Genomic DNA, 14,494 nt, shown 5'->3' with positions numbered 1-14,494 from the left:
CATGGCGCTTTTTTTAGTCTATCTGGGCGGTCGTATTCAAGGTTGCCACATTGAAATGCACGACGTTCGATTTGTCGTAGGCGATAGCATTGAGCAAACCTACTCAAAACTAAAAGCACAATGGGTGGGTGATAAAAGCAACGTACACATGGATAGCTACATGCAAATTCAGCACATTGATGGTTATCAGGTCGAAGTGGTTGATAGTGCGCATCACCAAGCCGAAAAACTGTATTTTGTGAACTTAGGTGCCTATAGAGCTGATAGCCTTGCAGAGCAGCATGATTTTGCATTGTACGTTGCGCGTAGCAGTGAAGAAGCAAAGCAACGCGCTAAAGAGTCTTTATTGGCGGGAATGACTCATCTTCATAAAGATGATTTACACGATGTAGACGATTGTTTTGCGATTGACTTGTTAGATAGCAACTTATCAATCAAATTAACGCCAAGCGGGCAAGCACAAGCAATGAAGCCCGATTGGTTTGGCTATCACGTGTTGTGATCTATTCTTGGTTATCGTTTTTACTGGCAACTTTAAAGGCGATAATCACCAATCCAAACAAGGCAAATGGCAGTGCAGCGAGTAAATACTCAACGGTATGGCTGTCTTGATAGTTGGGCTGGAGTAGGAAGTGACCTGCAACACAAAGTAAAATAGCCACGAATAAAACGGGCAGTAAAATCAGTTCTTTTTTAGGTGAGTGTTTTTTCATTACAAAGCGTTATATTCCAAAGGTGCGCCATTGTAATGATCTCAGCTTACTCAGGTCAAATAAGTTGCTTTGTAGTTTGCTTTATATTGCGCTGTATCAACTTTTTTTGTGTCAGCTTTTACAGGCTGCTTTTTTGGAGCCACTGGTTTATCGGTTGCTTCATTATAGCTAAATAGCCCCATAATGAATTCAATCTCTTCACGTTGTAATCCAGATCGCATGATGCCCTCCAAAGAATAATTTGCCTTTTGTATTACAAATATTACGTCCTGTAATCTGAATTATCGGTGAATACCTAGTCATTAAACTGTAATCATATGTAACGCAAATATGCTTATTTAATAGGCAACTCCACAGTAAACACAACACCTGTGCCATCATCTAAATTTTCTGCCAATACTTTACCGTGATGGTAATCGCAAATAAGCCTTACAATATAAAGACCTAAACCCAAGTGTGGCTGCTGCTGATGTTGCTGACTTCTCACCGAGACCATTGAGTCGAAAATGTGTTCAACTAAACCGTCAGGGAGCAGAGGCCCTTGGTTGCTGATTGTTAATAATGCATGCTGCTCTTGCTTGGTTAAGCTAACTGAGATAGTGCTTTGTGAAGTTTTAAACTCAAGTGCGTTGTTGATGAGCTTATCGAGTAATTGGGCAATAAACTCTGGTGCGCCACTAACATTTAACGGCTCTTTATAAAGCGACAAGGTAAATAGGCTTTCACCGTAGGTTATTTGATAGCCCTGCATGCAGCCAGTGATCACCTTGGTCAGGTCAAACTCTTCTGCCTCGGCACTTTGAATACTTTGTTCAAGGCGCGTTGCTTCACTCATGGTGGTAATAATTTTACCTAACCGCTCAACCCCTTCACTGGCACGGTCGAGGTATTTTTGACTCAGTTCAGATTGCGGCTGCATTTGTAAATTTTCAAGCGATGAGCGCACAACAGCCACGGGCGTACGCAGTTCATGGGAGAGTCGTGATGACATATTTTCTAAGTAATCAGTATAACCACTTAAACGGCTAACAATGTTGGCAAAGCTGCGAGAAAGATCGCCAATTTCGTCATTCGAATCGGCATAAGTAATTTTGCCGGTGATCCGCCCTTGAGCATCAATGGCTTGTTCGGCGTTGTCACGTAAGCGGCGAATACGGCTGGAAATTCTTGAAGCAAAAAAGAACAGTGTCACAGTACCAACAAGCATCACCGCTAAAATGACATTAAATAGCTTTTCTAACGATTTATTACGCAGAGTACGCACGCCGTTGGTGGTTTCTTCTGCGATTACTGCACCTATTACTTTGTCTTGGATCCAAATAGGGTAGGCCGCCGATAAAATAACGGCTTTGTTATCTGGGGTTAAGCGCCATGATGATGCGGGTTTACCATTTAAAGCGCTGGCTATGTGTGTACCTTGCATCGCTGCGACATCATGTAAGGTATCAATAAACTCATTTTCTGGGCGAGTTAAAATTTTATAGTAAAGTGGGTGTAAGTAATCTTGCTCAAAGCGTTGCCACCAGGTTGTTGCGGGCGCATCTTTTAGGCCGTCTGCCCAAACGCCATCGGCATGATGAATTGAGCCAGATTGTGCAAGTACACGATGATGGTTATCGACGACCCAAATTCGGCTGCCACTGTGGCCCATGCCTTTCAAGATACGGTTAATTTCTGGCGAAGGCACTAAAACAGAGCCGATATCATTGGGGTTTTGTAGATTTGAGGTCGACATAAGCTGAGGCTCAACCTTGTCTTCATCCCAATCTTCAATAGCAAAACCAAGCTTATTACCTAGCATCGAAAGTGGAAAACGCAGCTCTATGTTGTAACCCGCGTTGGTGCTTTTAAAATAGCCTTGGATTTTAGTGACCGGCTCTTGTGTAGCAGCATCAAAGGCATTAACCCAACCATCTTGGCGGGCGGCCACCACATAACGTTTAAATTCACCTTCAGGTGTTTTTAACATGATCTGTAAGTGATCATTACGGGTAAAGCTAAGCACATTTTTAGCACGATACACCAGTGAGCTGTCAGTGACTTTAAAAGCCGCATAGAGGTAGTTTTCGTATTTGCCCACCATATGATCAAAACTTAGATCACTATCATGATGCTCATGGCTTAACCCCTGTAAATAGCGCTCGTCGTAATGCCAAAATAGGTTTTGATAAGGCTGCCACTCTGACAATTTACCATCAAGTTGAATCGGGTTATTTAGGTTATAGGCATATAAATCTCGGCCTTTTACAACTTGATCTAAAAAGTTGGTTTGCGAGTCAAACAAAGCAGGGCGCTCATGTAATGCGGTTGCGAGTGCGCGGGTGGTGCCCACTAAGGTTTTTTCTTGCCCTTGTCTTAAGAATTTTTCCATTTCCCAAACATATTCATAGCCAAGCCAAGGCAATAAAAATAAAAAGCAGGATAAGAAAATAAACTTTGTTCTAAGCCCCAAACGCAGCATTAAGCTTGCTCCCAGCGATAACCCATACCGTAAACGGTATCAATGCAGTCAAATGCACCATCTAAAGCAATAAACTTTTTACGAATGCGTTTTACGTGTGAGGTAATAGTGCTGTCATCAACATAAATTTTCGCATCACTCATTAATTCGTTGCGGCTTTTTACATGGCCTGGACGCTGTGCAAGTGAATGTACCATCCAAAATTCTGTCACAGTTAAATCAACCAGTTGCTCTTGCCAAAAAACCTGCATGCGCTGGGTATCTAACTTTAACGGGCCACGATGCAAAAGAGCAGTTTGATCGGCGGGTTGATCGAAAGCATCAAGGCGTCTAAACAAGGCACCAATGCGAGCAGCAAGATGCGCCATACTGATGTCTTTGGTTAAGTAATCGTCAGCACCCATGCGCAGGCCACATACGGTATCAATTTCACTATCGCGGGCGGTTAAAAATATAATCGGTAAGGTTTTAGAAAGACCGCGTAATGTTTGGCAAAGTAAAAAACCACCATCTACTTCATGGCCAAGGCCAATATCAACAATGGCTAAATCTGGTAAAGATTGACTAAATGCTAATTCAGCACTGGCTCTGTCAGCAAAGCCTACAACCTGATAGCCCTGAGCGCTGAGCATTTCTGTGTAGTTTTCGCGGATTGCTGTTTCATCTTCAACGATTGCTATTTTCTTCATTGTTAATACTTACTTAAATTCTTTCTATAGCGAACTATACCTAATTTTTTGCCTTGCGTACTGGCAAAAACGCGATTGCCATTTTTCTGCCACAATTGCTCAGCAGTTTGCCTTTTTTGCTCCCCTTTATTGCCATTTCGACTTGTTTTAATAGCTCCATACCAAGTTCGCAACACCAACCAATGTTGCCAAGCAATTAAGTAGAAAAAGGATTAAACCATGAAAAAATTAATTATTGCCGCTGTTATCACGTCTGCTGTATCTGTAGCCCCTTTTGCAGACGCTGCGAGTCAAGCTAAACAAGAAACACCAAAAGAAACAGCCATTGGCTTAGGTGCAGGTGCCGTTGTTGGCGGCCTAGTCGGCGGCCCAGTGGGTGCATTTATTGGCGCGTTTGCTGGTGGCTTAATTGGCGAAAAAGAAGCGGCAGACAACACCATTGATGAACAAGCACACGCATTAGTTGTAATGAAAGAGCAAACCGCTGATTACCAACAAGTAATTGCCGATAACGCCGCCTTAAGTGAGCAGCTTGAATTATTAGCTGACGAAAAAGAGCAGTTACTACAAGCCCAATTGAACACCTTATTGGCCATGACGGTACAGTTTAAAACTGGCTCTAGCGAAATTGCCCCACACTTTGCTAACCAGCTCAATAAAGTCGCACAGTTACTTATTGCTCAGCCAAATCTGGCTATCGACTTAAATGGCTTTGCAGATCAGCGTGGTGATGAGTTGGCTAATTTAATGCTCTCAAAACAGCGTGTAAATGCAGTGCAAAGCTACTTAATTAAACAAGGTGTGCCTCATACGCGCTTAACCGCTACCGCCTTTGGTGAGCAGCAAAGTGTTGCCGATTCAAATAACTACGAAGACAACGTGTTTGACCGCCGCGTAACCTTAACGACACGCCCTGTTTCACAAAGCAGCTTACGCACAGCACAAAGTAACCACTAATTCATCGGTCGATGGAGTGACATATTATGTTGAGTAACCGTACCAAAAGGCTCCTTTTTGGGAGCCTTTTTATCCTCTTATTAGGTTATGCAGTTAACCCTGCATTTGCAGCCAATGCCAGTGCCGAACTACGTTTTTATGATGATTCTAATAGCCAAGTGTCGTCAGGCTTATTAGTGAAAAACGATGTCACTATGACGCTCACTGGGCTTATTAATCATGTTGTTGTTAAACAGCGTTATCAAAACCCGCACCCGTTTGCGGTTAATGCCCGATATGTGTTTCCGTTACCAGATGAAAGCGCAGTTCATGCCATGCAAATGCAAATTGGTGAGCGCATTATCACCGGTAATATTGTCCTTAAGCAGCAGGCTGAACAGCAATTTGAGCAAGCCCAAAAACAGGGTAAACGCGCCGCTTTAGTACGTCAGCAACGCGCGAACATTTTCTCTACTGATGTAGCAAACCTTGGAGCAGGGGAAGAGATTGAAATTACCTTGCAATACCAAGAGATAATCGGTTTTCGAGATGGTGTGTTTTCACTGCGTTTTCCAACCACTATTACTCCGCGCTACGAACCTTTAACGGCAGAACTGCAGCAAAAAGTGAATCTAGAAACAAAAGACACAGAACAACAGAGCGACGCAACAGCTGATACAGCGCAATTGGCATCAGCGTGGCTAAAGCCTGTTTTTCATCGTGCACAAAGCCAAGAGTCTGATGCGAGCCTAAACCTTGCTATTTCGATGGATATTGGCCTTGAGCTGAGTGATATCAGCGCTAATTTAGCGGGCATGCAAATCGATAACCCAAGCTTTGGTCGGTACCAGTTATCACTTAATCGTGATGTTCCAATGGGTAGAGACTTTGAGCTGACATTTAAGCCCCTTGATAAAGCCCACTCTCAGGCTGCATTTTTTACCGAAACAGTAGCAGGGCAAGAATATGGTTTACTGATGTTAGTACCGCCAAGCGATCACTTTACTTCGCAAGCTCGTCTGCCTCGCGAAATGGTGTTTGTTGTAGATACCTCTGGCTCAATGCATGGCCAATCAATGGAGCAGGCTAAACAAGCCTTGTTTTATGCCCTTTCATTATTGGATGAAAATGACAGTTTTAACATCATAGGCTTTGATAATGAAGTGTCGGTATTAAGTGACACGCCAATGATTGCCAATGACTTTAACATTCGCCGTGCAGAGCGCTTTATTTATGGCTTACAAGCCGATGGCGGCACCGAAATAGCAAAAGCACTGACTCAGGTACTTGATGGTAAACAGCATGATGGCTTTGTACGCCAAGTGGTGTTTTTAACCGATGGCAGTGTGGGTAACGAAACGCAGCTATTTAAACAAATTCAAACAGATTTAGGTGACAGCCGACTCTTTACCGTCGGTATTGGTAGCGCACCTAATAGCTTTTTTATGACCAGAGCTGCTGATATTGGCCGTGGTACATTCACTTTTATAAGTAGCACCAGCCAAGTACAGCCCAAAATGCAGCTGCTATTTGATAAATTAGCGCATCCCGCGGTTACAGAACTTGCACTTGAAGGCGACAAAGCAGCCCTTGAGTATTGGCCATCGCCATTACCTGACTTGTATTTTTCAGAGCCGGTTTTGGTTGCTGTGAAGCTTGATGGCAGTCAGCACTTAACATTAAAGGGGCAAACAAACACAGGGCCAATGACGATTAATTTAGCAACGGCCAATGCCGCAAACGGCGAAGGTATCGCTAGACTCTGGGCAAGACAAAAAATTAAGTCACTACTGCTCTATAATGAAAAGGATGCGGTACGCGCAGAAGTCGAGACATTAGCACTTCAGCATCATTTACTTAGCCCTTTTACAGCCTTTATTGCAGTTGATAACTATGCGGATAATGAGATTGCAGAGCGTTCAATGCAAGTGAGAAACAAACTTCCTAACGGCATGACGCTACCGCAAACCGACGGACAAAGCCGCGTGTTTATGCTAATCGGGTTACTATTACTCGCTTTTTCGTGGTTATGGCAATGGCGACGCTAAAAAAAGTGCTGCCAGTTTGCAGCGCCTTACTTGGCATGGCATTGTTTGTGAATGGTGGCTATATGCAGGCGAAAGCTTGGCTGGCTCAGGCTCTGATTGAATCTGCTTGGCAGCAAGCTTTGCAAAGTCCTAATCAGCAAGTGAGGCCTTGGTTTTACGCCGATGGTTATGTCACTGCACACATAGAATGGCCAAGCCAGCAGCAAGAATTGACTGTACTTGCTGGTGCATCGGGGCGAAACCTCGCGTTTGCCCCCGGGCATTTTTTGCCAAGCGGTGAACTTGGCAGCACAAATGGGGTGTTGATTGCGGGTCATAACGACACCCACTTTGCATTTCTAAAACATGTCAAAGTGGGTGAGCAATTCAGTATGCAATTGCAAAATGGCCAAATTGAGCACTATCAAGTTCGCAGCGTTGATGTTATTCATCAAAGCGAGCAAGGGTTTTTAGCACAATCAGGCCTTTATTTATTAACCTGTTACCCTTTTGACTCGTTAGCTTCTGGGACTGAGTTTAGGCTATTGGTGTCGGCTGATAAATTATCGTCTACGTCAACTTTGAGTTCTTGATGACGTTGGCTAACAATAACACCGGCAAATACCACCGCAATACTCACCCATTGCCAAAGTGTGAGTACTTCGCCAAGTAAAATGGCAGACAAAATTAACGCAAAAATTGGAATGAGGTTTGAGTAAGCAGCAGCGGTTAATACCGACACCTTACTGATGGCGTAATTGTACATGCCATAGCCGCCTAAAGTGACACATGAGCCTAAATATAAAATGCTCAGAAGGGCACTTAAATCGTGCTGATTTTCGCTGGGTAGTTCGATAAATAATAAAAAAGGCGCAAAGAATAAGCTACCGCTAAACCCTTGTATTGCTATTAAGGTCAGCGGTGAGTAACGTGCGACTAAGTGTTTTACGCTCACGGTATAAAACGCGGCGCACACCATTGCCATCAATTCTAAAAAGTTACCAAGTAGTGGGTTAGGGGCTTGCTCAGTACTTGGTGATAATAGCGTTAATAAAATACTGCCGCCAATACATAAGGTAAAACCAACGACAATGGCTTTACTGATGTACTCTTTTAAAATTAAGAACGCCAAAATAGCGACGATAATTGGTAAACAAGAGACAATCACCCCAGCTTGCGATGCCGAAGTGTATTCAAGGGCATGCCCTTCAAATAAATAATAAAAGCAAGGCTCAGCCAGTGACATACCAATTAAGTACTTCCAGTCGCCTGGTTTGAACTCAAAGCGGATTATATAGCGCCATAAACATAAGCTAATCAATAGGGTGGTTAGCATTCTTAAAAAAATCACTAACACAGGATCATAAACATTGATTGCATGCTTTAAAGCAATGTAAGAGCTACCCCATAAAAAGGTCGCGATAATTAAGCATAAACTGGCTGGCATAGGTGTCGCTATTGAGTAAAAAAACGAGAGCGCGATCCTAGCATGAATTTTTTTAACTTGTTCAAAAACTGTTAGCTGGTATAAATATACCCAAACTACCTCAATATGCAGAATATAAGAATCAAATGCAAAGGCCACACGTCGTTGTTGTAAAGCTGGGCACAAGCGTGCTGACAGGCGGTACCGACAAATTAGATAAAGCACACATGGTTGAACTTGTTCGCCAATGTTGTGAATTAAAAAAACAGGGTTATCAGGTTGTTTTAGTATCAAGTGGCGCGGTTGCTGCTGGTCGCGAGCAACTCATTACCCCCTGTGGTCGCTCTTTGATTGAAAAACAAATGCTTGCCGCAATTGGCCAAGGGCAGCTTATTCATATTTGGCAGAGTCTGTTTGCTTTGTATGGTGTGAATGTAGGGCAAATGCTACTGACCCGCGCCGATGTCGAGGACCGTGAACGTTACTTAAACGCCCGCGATACCTTAAATGCACTACTCGCTCACAATGTGGTGCCAATTATTAACGAGAACGACGCTGTAGCCACCGCCGAAATTAAAGTGGGTGATAACGATAACTTATCTGCTTTAGTCGCAATATTAGCGAATGCTGAAAAGCTGTTATTGTTAACTGACCAAGAAGGCTTATTTACAGGCGATCCTCGCTCTGATGCCAATGCAACACTTATCAATGAAGTTGAGCATATTAATGATGAGCTTAGAGAGCTCGCTGGTGGCAGTGGCACCACCCTAGGTACCGGTGGTATGGCAACCAAACTGCAAGCAGCCGATATTGCACGTCGCGCCGGTGTTGAGGTAATTATTGCCAAAGGCGCAGGCAAAAATGTGATTTTAAATTGCATGGCCGACAAGCTCCCTGGTACACGCTTTTTAAAACTCACCGCACCAAAAGATGGCCGCAAAAAATGGTTACTTGCAGGGCCTAAAAGCACGGGGCAATTAGTGATTGATGATGGCGCAAGCCTTGCGCTTAGAGAACGTGGCGCAAGCTTACTGGCAAAAGGCGTAAAGACTGTGAAAGGGCAGTTTGAGCGTGGTGATGTGATTGAAGTGGTGACCTGCCAAGGGCAATGTATTGCTAAAGGCCTTGTTAACTTTAACCATCAAGAAATTGATCAAATTAAAGGCTGTCATTCATCGCAAATAACTGAGTTGCTTGTATTTGCACCAAGCAGTGAAGTCATTCACCGAGATGATATGATTTTGTTATAGTTTTTTAGTAATTCTAGCAAACTTAACTAAACTAAAGTTATGTTTTATTTTTGGGGCTTCTAAATGGCTTCTAATGCTTGCGGGCATGACTGGGTAGTCACTATAACGCAACAGGAAGAAGAGCCTGAGTTAGACAGTGCACTGATAAATGCTGTTGCTGAATTAGGTGAGTTTACACGTTTTGCAATCTATATTAATAAAACCTTTAATATTGGTCTTCCCGCACGGCTGTTAAATAAGAACACAGCCATTGAGGAGCTTAGCGAGCAAGAAGTCCTAGACTTATTGGCAAAAGTCAGTCGCAATAAAATTCGGATTAGCCGTGATTGTGGGGTGATATCGACATATGTGCCAATTTATTACACTGGCAATGTCGTCGGTATACTTGTTGTTGAATCTGATAAAGAGTTAACCGAGCGCTGCAGTATGCTAGCTATTTATATGCTGAATATCTATGCGAATCAGCTCTCTTTATTACATAAATCACAGCAGGATCCACTTACTGAACTTCTTAACAGGCAAACATTTGATAAAAAAGTGATTGAGATAGCTACCAATACAGCGGTCGAGCATGACTCTAAGCAGTGTCATTGGTTCCTTGCTATGGTCGATATTGATCATTTTAAACGTGTTAATGATAACTATGGTCATGTAATTGGTGATGAGGTTATTTTACTTGTGGCACAGCTTTTAAAAAATAACTTTCGTATTGAAGATTACGTTTTTCGCTACGGCGGCGAAGAGTTTTCTGTGTTATTTCAAGCAAGTGACGAGCTAGATGCACGAAATGCACTTAATCGTTTTCGCTCCTGTGTTGCTCAATACCCATTTCCTCAAGTAGGCAACTTAACAGTGAGTAGTGGTTTTATGCCAATCTACGAGTTTGAAATGGTTGCCAGCCTTGTGCAAAAAGCCGATCAGGCCTTATACCATTCTAAAAACAGCGGTCGTAATTGTGTCACTGCCTATTCCGAACTAGATATTCAACAAAGCCAACCTCAAGATGATTCAATTGAGCTGTTTTAAGGTGTTGCAGCGCGCTTAGCTGTGTTAAAATTGCTCACTATTTTTTTGAACCCTATGAGAAGGTAAGATGAAGTTTGTTCGTTGGTTGTTAGGCCGCATCATTTTGTTTTTTGATTTTGTATTCACGCCACGTAGTAAAAAGCGCCCGGCAGCAGAGCAAGCCGCGCTTGATTCAGTGACATCACAATTTAAACTATATCAATTTAAAGCCTGTCCATTTTGCGTGAAAGTACGTCGTGCCATAAAACGTCAAGGCCTTTCAGTTGAAACCCGTGACGCCAAAGATAACGAGCAATTTCGCCAAGAGCTATTAGAGCAGGGCGGAAAAGTAAAAGTTCCTTGTTTACGTATTGAAGAAAACGGCCAAGTGACTTGGTTGTATGAATCAAACGATATCACTGCTTATTTAGATAAAGTCGCGGCATAAAGCGGCTTTTCACTTCGATTATAGCCCGTGCTGTGCTAGCATTTGGGCAAATTTTTTAATTGTCTTTTGAGAGATATAACCATGACAATTCGCACCCGTGTTGCTCCGTCACCGACTGGCGACCCGCACCTAGGTACTGCATATATCGCATTGTTTAACTACTGTTTTGCTAAGCAGCAAGGCGGTGAGTTTGTGTTACGTATTGAAGATACAGACCAAGTTCGTAGTACGCCAGAATCAGAGCAAGCTATTATGGATAGCTTACAATGGTTAGGCTTAAACTGGGATCACGGTCCAGATGTAGGCGGTGAGTTTGGTCCATACCGTCAATCTGAGCGTAGCGATTTATATAAGAAATTCGCGCATCAGTTAGTTGAACAGGGTAAAGCTTTTTACTGTTTTGCTACGAGCGAAGAACTAGACCAAATGCGTGAAGAGCAAATGGCCGAAGGCCTACGCCCTAAATACGATGGTCGTGGTTTAAATCTTTCTGAAGATGAAATTAAAGCAAACCTTGAAGCGGGTAAGCCTTACGTAATCCGTATGAAGATCCCAAGCGAAGGCACGTTTAAGTTTAACGACTACCTACGTGGCGAAATTGAGATCCCATGGGAAAATGTAGACATGCAAGTGCTACTTAAAGCAGATGGTTTCCCAACTTACTTCCTTGCCAACGTTGTTGATGATCATCACATGCAAATTAGCCACATTTTCCGTGGTGAAGAGTGGATCAATTCAGCGCCTAAGCTATTAAAATTATATGAAGACTTCGGTTGGGAAGCGCCAGTACTAGGTCACTTACCGTTACTGCGTAACCCAGATAAGTCAAAATTATCGAAACGTAAAAACCCAACTTCAATCAACTACTATAAAGAAATGGGTTACCTTCCAGAGGCACTATTAAACTATTTAGGCCGTATGGGTTGGTCAATGCCTGACGAGCGTGAAAAGTTCACCTTAGCAGAGATGATTGAACACTTTGATATGAAACGAGTGTCGCTTGGCGGCCCAATTTTCGATATCGATAAGCTTAGTTGGTTAAACGGTATGTGGATCCGTGAGAACTTATCGGATGCAGAGCTAATGCAGCGTTTTGTTGATTGGAAATTTAATACCGAGCTATTCGCTAAAGTATTGCCAGAAGCAAAAACACGTATTAATACGCTTTCTGACATGGTTGACCTTGCGGGCCACTTTGTAGGTGGTATTCCAAGTTATGATCCTGCGCTATTAACAGCAGGTAAAGCTGATGAAGATGTAATCCGTCAAGCATTACAGTTCTTCATCTGGCAATTAGAAGGTTTACGTAGTTGGGAAAAACCAGCGATTTTTGCTATCGCAAAAGAAGTAGCGACTTTCCATGAGTTGAAGATTAAAGACTTCCTAGAGCCAATCTTTGTGGCTATCACAGGTAAGACATCTTCAACATCAGTACTTGATGCGATGGAAATTTTAGGCTCTGACTTATCGCGTGCTCGTTTACGTGTTGCTTTAGCACATCTTGGTGTGTCTAAAAAGCAAGCGAAAAAAATTGAGCGTGCATACCGCGATTATCCGCAAGCTTAATCATCCTTTAGTTTTATAAACCGAGCTTTATGCTCGGTTTTTTTATATTTAAATCAAAGTTACCCCAGATTTAACTTGTAAATAGGGACTGCTCTAATAGTATTAAACATGCACAATTTATCACTTGTATGAATATCTTAAGAAAGCAGTATAAGGTGACTGCAAGCGAGGGGTTTTTGAAGCTAAGGCAAATGCTTTAGTCAGTTTTCAAGGAGAAAGTGATGTTTAAATACATACTGGCCTGCGTGGCCATTTTAGGCTTAAGTTTACCAAGTGTCGCTGCAGAAAAACCCAATGTACTTGTTATTTGGGGCGATGATGTTGGTATGTGGAATATTAGTGCTTACCATCGAGGTATGATGGGAGGCAGTACCCCAAACATAGATAGCATTGCGAATGATGGCATGATATTTATGGACCATTACGCACAGGCCTCGTGCACTGCTGGCCGCGCTGCATTTATTACTGGTCAGTATCCTATGCGTACAGGTCTCAGTACCGTAGGTCTTCCTGGCGCACCACAAGGTTTGCAAGAGAAAGATCCAACCTTAGCAACCATGCTCAAATCAAAAGGTTATGTTACAGGCCAATTCGGTAAAAATCACTTAGGTGATCGTGATGAACACTTACCAACTAATCATGGCTTTGATGAATTTTTTGGTATTTTATATCACCTCAATGCCGGTGAGTATCCAGAACAACAAGACTATCCTCAAGATGCCAAAACACAAGAAAAGTTTGGTTTAAAAATGCGTGGAGTCATTCATTCAAAAGCGCTTGGAAATGGCAAACAAGAGATTAAAGATCTTGGCCCATTTGGGAAAGAGCGTCAGCGTAATTTAGACCAAGAAGTACTTGTAGAGTCAAAACGCTTTATTCGTGATGCAGTAAAACAGAATAAACCTTTCTTCGTGTGGCATAACACAACTCGAATGCATTACCAAACTAACCTTAATAAAGCTTATGACGGTAAAACTGGCTTTGGTCTATATGCTGATGGTATGGCCGAAATGGATGATGATGTAGGTGAGTTACTTAACTTACTTGATGAACTTAAAGTCGCTGATAACACAATAGTGATGTTTTCTACCGACAACGGTGCCGCATCAAACTCATGGCCAGATGGTGGTAATCAGCCATTTCATGGTGAAAAAGGCGTTGGTGGCTGGGAAGGTGGCTTCAGAGTACCTATGGTTGTTAAATGGCCGGACCATATTCCTAAAGGTGTGAGCACAGGTGAGTTCATGACAATGGAAGATTGGATGCCAACGATTATGTCGTGGGTTGGCGATAAAGATTTAAAAGCTAATTTATTAAAAGGTACCAAAATCAACGGTCAAAAGTATAAGGTTCATTTAGATGGTTTCGATCAAAGTGATATCTTACTAAACAATGGTAAAACAAAGCGTAAAGAGTTCTATTACTTCACCGAAACGACCTTTCATGGAATGCGTTACGGTGACTGGAAGTTAATCTTTACTGAACAAAATCATTGGTTTAGGTCTACACAGCAAGCTCTTACTTCACCTTACATTATTAACTTAAAAATGGATCCATTTGAGCGTTTCATTGATGCTAGGGGGTATGATGAGTGGGCTGAAAACCGTAGTTGGATTTTAGGCCCTGCAGGTAATCAAATTTCAGAGTTTGTAAAAACCTTTAAGGCATTTCCGCCTAGTCAAGAGAGTATGTCAGTACAAGTGGGTAGTGTTGCTGAAATGATTTCTCAGCAAGCGTTAAACCGCTAAAAACGATAGGCTTTACCAGAACACAATGTTGCAAAATGACAGTTTTGCTCATCGCTGGTAAAGCCTTTACTGCTTCGAATTTGAAAACCATGAGCCAGCTCAAGTAATAGTTGCATAAGAATTATGCGATTTACCACTGCATAATCATAATTAATTGATTAATAAATAAATTTTATCTTCATTTCTTACCTAAATAAAATATGCTACTTCTATTTTGTACTCAGA

Annotated in this window: 14 protein-coding genes; 9 read left to right on the top strand and 5 right to left on the bottom strand. The window is 42.4% G+C overall.

Annotated features, from left to right (window positions below):
* Nucleotide 1: 1 nt before the first annotated feature.
* Nucleotides 2-502, top strand: a complete 501-nt coding sequence (locus CWC02_RS03035; RefSeq protein WP_054551194.1) for a DUF1543 domain-containing protein — start codon at nt 2-4, stop codon at nt 500-502.
* A 1-nt stretch (nt 503) separates the two neighbouring features.
* Here the strand turns inward: CWC02_RS03035 and CWC02_RS03030 are convergent, their stop codons facing one another.
* The 4 genes from CWC02_RS03030 to pdsR form a co-directional block, all read right to left on the bottom strand.
* Entirely contained in the window at nt 504-713 is a 210-nt protein-coding gene (locus CWC02_RS03030; protein WP_054551195.1) for a hypothetical protein, read from the bottom strand.
* 50 nt (nt 714-763) lie between these two features.
* Complete coding sequence (locus tag CWC02_RS20725) at nt 764-934, bottom strand: hypothetical protein (RefSeq protein WP_160316762.1); 171 nt, start codon at nt 932-934, stop codon at nt 764-766.
* A 113-nt stretch (nt 935-1,047) separates the two neighbouring features.
* On the bottom strand, nt 1,048-3,174 hold the full coding sequence (gene pdsS, locus CWC02_RS03025) for a proteobacterial dedicated sortase system histidine kinase (protein WP_138616370.1): 2,127 nt from the start codon (nt 3,172-3,174) through the stop codon (nt 1,048-1,050).
* The gene (gene pdsR, locus CWC02_RS03020) at nt 3,174-3,863 is read right to left on the bottom strand and encodes a proteobacterial dedicated sortase system response regulator (protein WP_138616368.1); all 690 of its coding nucleotides are present in this window, start codon (nt 3,861-3,863) and stop codon (nt 3,174-3,176) included. Before pdsR ends, pdsS begins: the two co-directional genes overlap by 1 nt.
* 219 nt (nt 3,864-4,082) lie before the next feature.
* On the opposite strand from pdsR, the gene pdsO reads away from it, so the two are divergent.
* From pdsO to CWC02_RS03005, 3 genes are read left to right on the top strand one after another with little or no spacing between them, the layout of a single operon-like run.
* Complete coding sequence (pdsO, locus tag CWC02_RS03015; protein ID WP_054551198.1) at nt 4,083-4,820, top strand: sortase-associated OmpA-like protein PdsO; 738 nt, start codon at nt 4,083-4,085, stop codon at nt 4,818-4,820.
* A 26-nt stretch (nt 4,821-4,846) separates the two neighbouring features.
* Nucleotides 4,847-6,847 carry a marine proteobacterial sortase target protein gene (locus CWC02_RS03010; RefSeq protein WP_138616366.1) on the top strand — a complete coding sequence of 667 codons (2,001 nt, stop codon included), beginning with the start codon at nt 4,847-4,849 and terminating at the stop codon, nt 6,845-6,847.
* Entirely contained in the window at nt 6,835-7,419 is a 585-nt protein-coding gene (locus tag CWC02_RS03005) for a class GN sortase (protein WP_138616364.1), read from the top strand. The genes CWC02_RS03010 and CWC02_RS03005 overlap by 13 nt, the downstream gene beginning before the upstream one ends.
* On the opposite strand, the gene CWC02_RS03000 is transcribed toward CWC02_RS03005, so the two are convergent.
* Nucleotides 7,329-8,273, bottom strand: coding sequence for a DMT family transporter (locus tag CWC02_RS03000; protein ID WP_138616362.1), 945 nt, complete (start codon nt 8,271-8,273; stop codon nt 7,329-7,331). The two genes, CWC02_RS03005 and CWC02_RS03000, sit on opposite strands and share 91 nt — an antisense overlap.
* A 125-nt stretch (nt 8,274-8,398) precedes the next feature.
* Between CWC02_RS03000 and proB the strand changes: the two genes are divergently transcribed.
* From proB to CWC02_RS02975, 5 genes are all read left to right on the top strand, one after another.
* Nucleotides 8,399-9,502 carry a glutamate 5-kinase gene (proB, locus tag CWC02_RS02995; protein WP_054551200.1) on the top strand — a complete coding sequence of 368 codons (1,104 nt, stop codon included), beginning with the start codon at nt 8,399-8,401 and terminating at the stop codon, nt 9,500-9,502.
* 63 nt (nt 9,503-9,565) lie between these two features.
* Complete coding sequence (locus tag CWC02_RS02990) at nt 9,566-10,528, top strand: GGDEF domain-containing protein (RefSeq protein WP_138616360.1); 963 nt, start codon at nt 9,566-9,568, stop codon at nt 10,526-10,528.
* A gap of 67 nt (nt 10,529-10,595) precedes the next feature.
* Nucleotides 10,596-10,955 carry a glutaredoxin domain-containing protein gene (locus CWC02_RS02985; protein ID WP_138616358.1) on the top strand — a complete coding sequence of 120 codons (360 nt, stop codon included), beginning with the start codon at nt 10,596-10,598 and terminating at the stop codon, nt 10,953-10,955.
* Nucleotides 10,956-11,036: 81 nt separating this feature from the next.
* Nucleotides 11,037-12,521 (top strand): glutamate--tRNA ligase, encoded by a 1,485-nt coding sequence (gene gltX, locus CWC02_RS02980; protein WP_054551203.1) that lies wholly within the window; start codon nt 11,037-11,039, stop codon nt 12,519-12,521.
* A gap of 221 nt (nt 12,522-12,742) precedes the next feature.
* Complete coding sequence (locus CWC02_RS02975) at nt 12,743-14,269, top strand: arylsulfatase (protein ID WP_138616356.1); 1,527 nt, start codon at nt 12,743-12,745, stop codon at nt 14,267-14,269.
* Nucleotides 14,270-14,494: the final 225 nt, after the last annotated feature.

The sequence above is a fragment of the Pseudoalteromonas sp. S2721 genome, assembly GCF_005887425.1.
In the GTDB taxonomy this organism is placed as follows: Bacteria; Pseudomonadota; Gammaproteobacteria; order Enterobacterales; family Alteromonadaceae; genus Pseudoalteromonas; species Pseudoalteromonas simplex.
The sequence above is the reverse complement of the archived record's forward strand: the minus strand, read 5'-3'. Positions and strand labels throughout refer to the sequence as shown.

What these genes read in the sequence shown, in the direction of transcription:
- CWC02_RS03035 (WP_054551194.1), top strand. Translation starts at nt 2, where the DNA reads ATGGCGCTTTTTTTAGTCTATCTGGGCGGTCGTATTCAAGGTTGCCAC.
- CWC02_RS03030 (WP_054551195.1), bottom strand. Translation starts at nt 713, where the DNA reads ATGAAAAAACACTCACCTAAAAAAGAACTGATTTTACTGCCCGTTTTA.
- CWC02_RS20725 (WP_160316762.1), bottom strand. Translation starts at nt 934, where the DNA reads ATGCGATCTGGATTACAACGTGAAGAGATTGAATTCATTATGGGGCTA.
- pdsS (WP_138616370.1), bottom strand. Translation starts at nt 3,174, where the DNA reads ATGCTGCGTTTGGGGCTTAGAACAAAGTTTATTTTCTTATCCTGCTTT.
- pdsR (WP_138616368.1), bottom strand. Translation starts at nt 3,863, where the DNA reads ATGAAGAAAATAGCAATCGTTGAAGATGAAACAGCAATCCGCGAAAAC.
- pdsO (WP_054551198.1), top strand. Translation starts at nt 4,083, where the DNA reads ATGAAAAAATTAATTATTGCCGCTGTTATCACGTCTGCTGTATCTGTA.
- CWC02_RS03010 (WP_138616366.1), top strand. Translation starts at nt 4,847, where the DNA reads ATGTTGAGTAACCGTACCAAAAGGCTCCTTTTTGGGAGCCTTTTTATC.
- CWC02_RS03005 (WP_138616364.1), top strand. Translation starts at nt 6,835, where the DNA reads ATGGCGACGCTAAAAAAAGTGCTGCCAGTTTGCAGCGCCTTACTTGGC.
- CWC02_RS03000 (WP_138616362.1), bottom strand. Translation starts at nt 8,273, where the DNA reads ATGCCAGCCAGTTTATGCTTAATTATCGCGACCTTTTTATGGGGTAGC.
- proB (WP_054551200.1), top strand. Translation starts at nt 8,399, where the DNA reads ATGCAAAGGCCACACGTCGTTGTTGTAAAGCTGGGCACAAGCGTGCTG.
- CWC02_RS02990 (WP_138616360.1), top strand. Translation starts at nt 9,566, where the DNA reads ATGGCTTCTAATGCTTGCGGGCATGACTGGGTAGTCACTATAACGCAA.
- CWC02_RS02985 (WP_138616358.1), top strand. Translation starts at nt 10,596, where the DNA reads ATGAAGTTTGTTCGTTGGTTGTTAGGCCGCATCATTTTGTTTTTTGAT.
- gltX (WP_054551203.1), top strand. Translation starts at nt 11,037, where the DNA reads ATGACAATTCGCACCCGTGTTGCTCCGTCACCGACTGGCGACCCGCAC.
- CWC02_RS02975 (WP_138616356.1), top strand. Translation starts at nt 12,743, where the DNA reads ATGTTTAAATACATACTGGCCTGCGTGGCCATTTTAGGCTTAAGTTTA.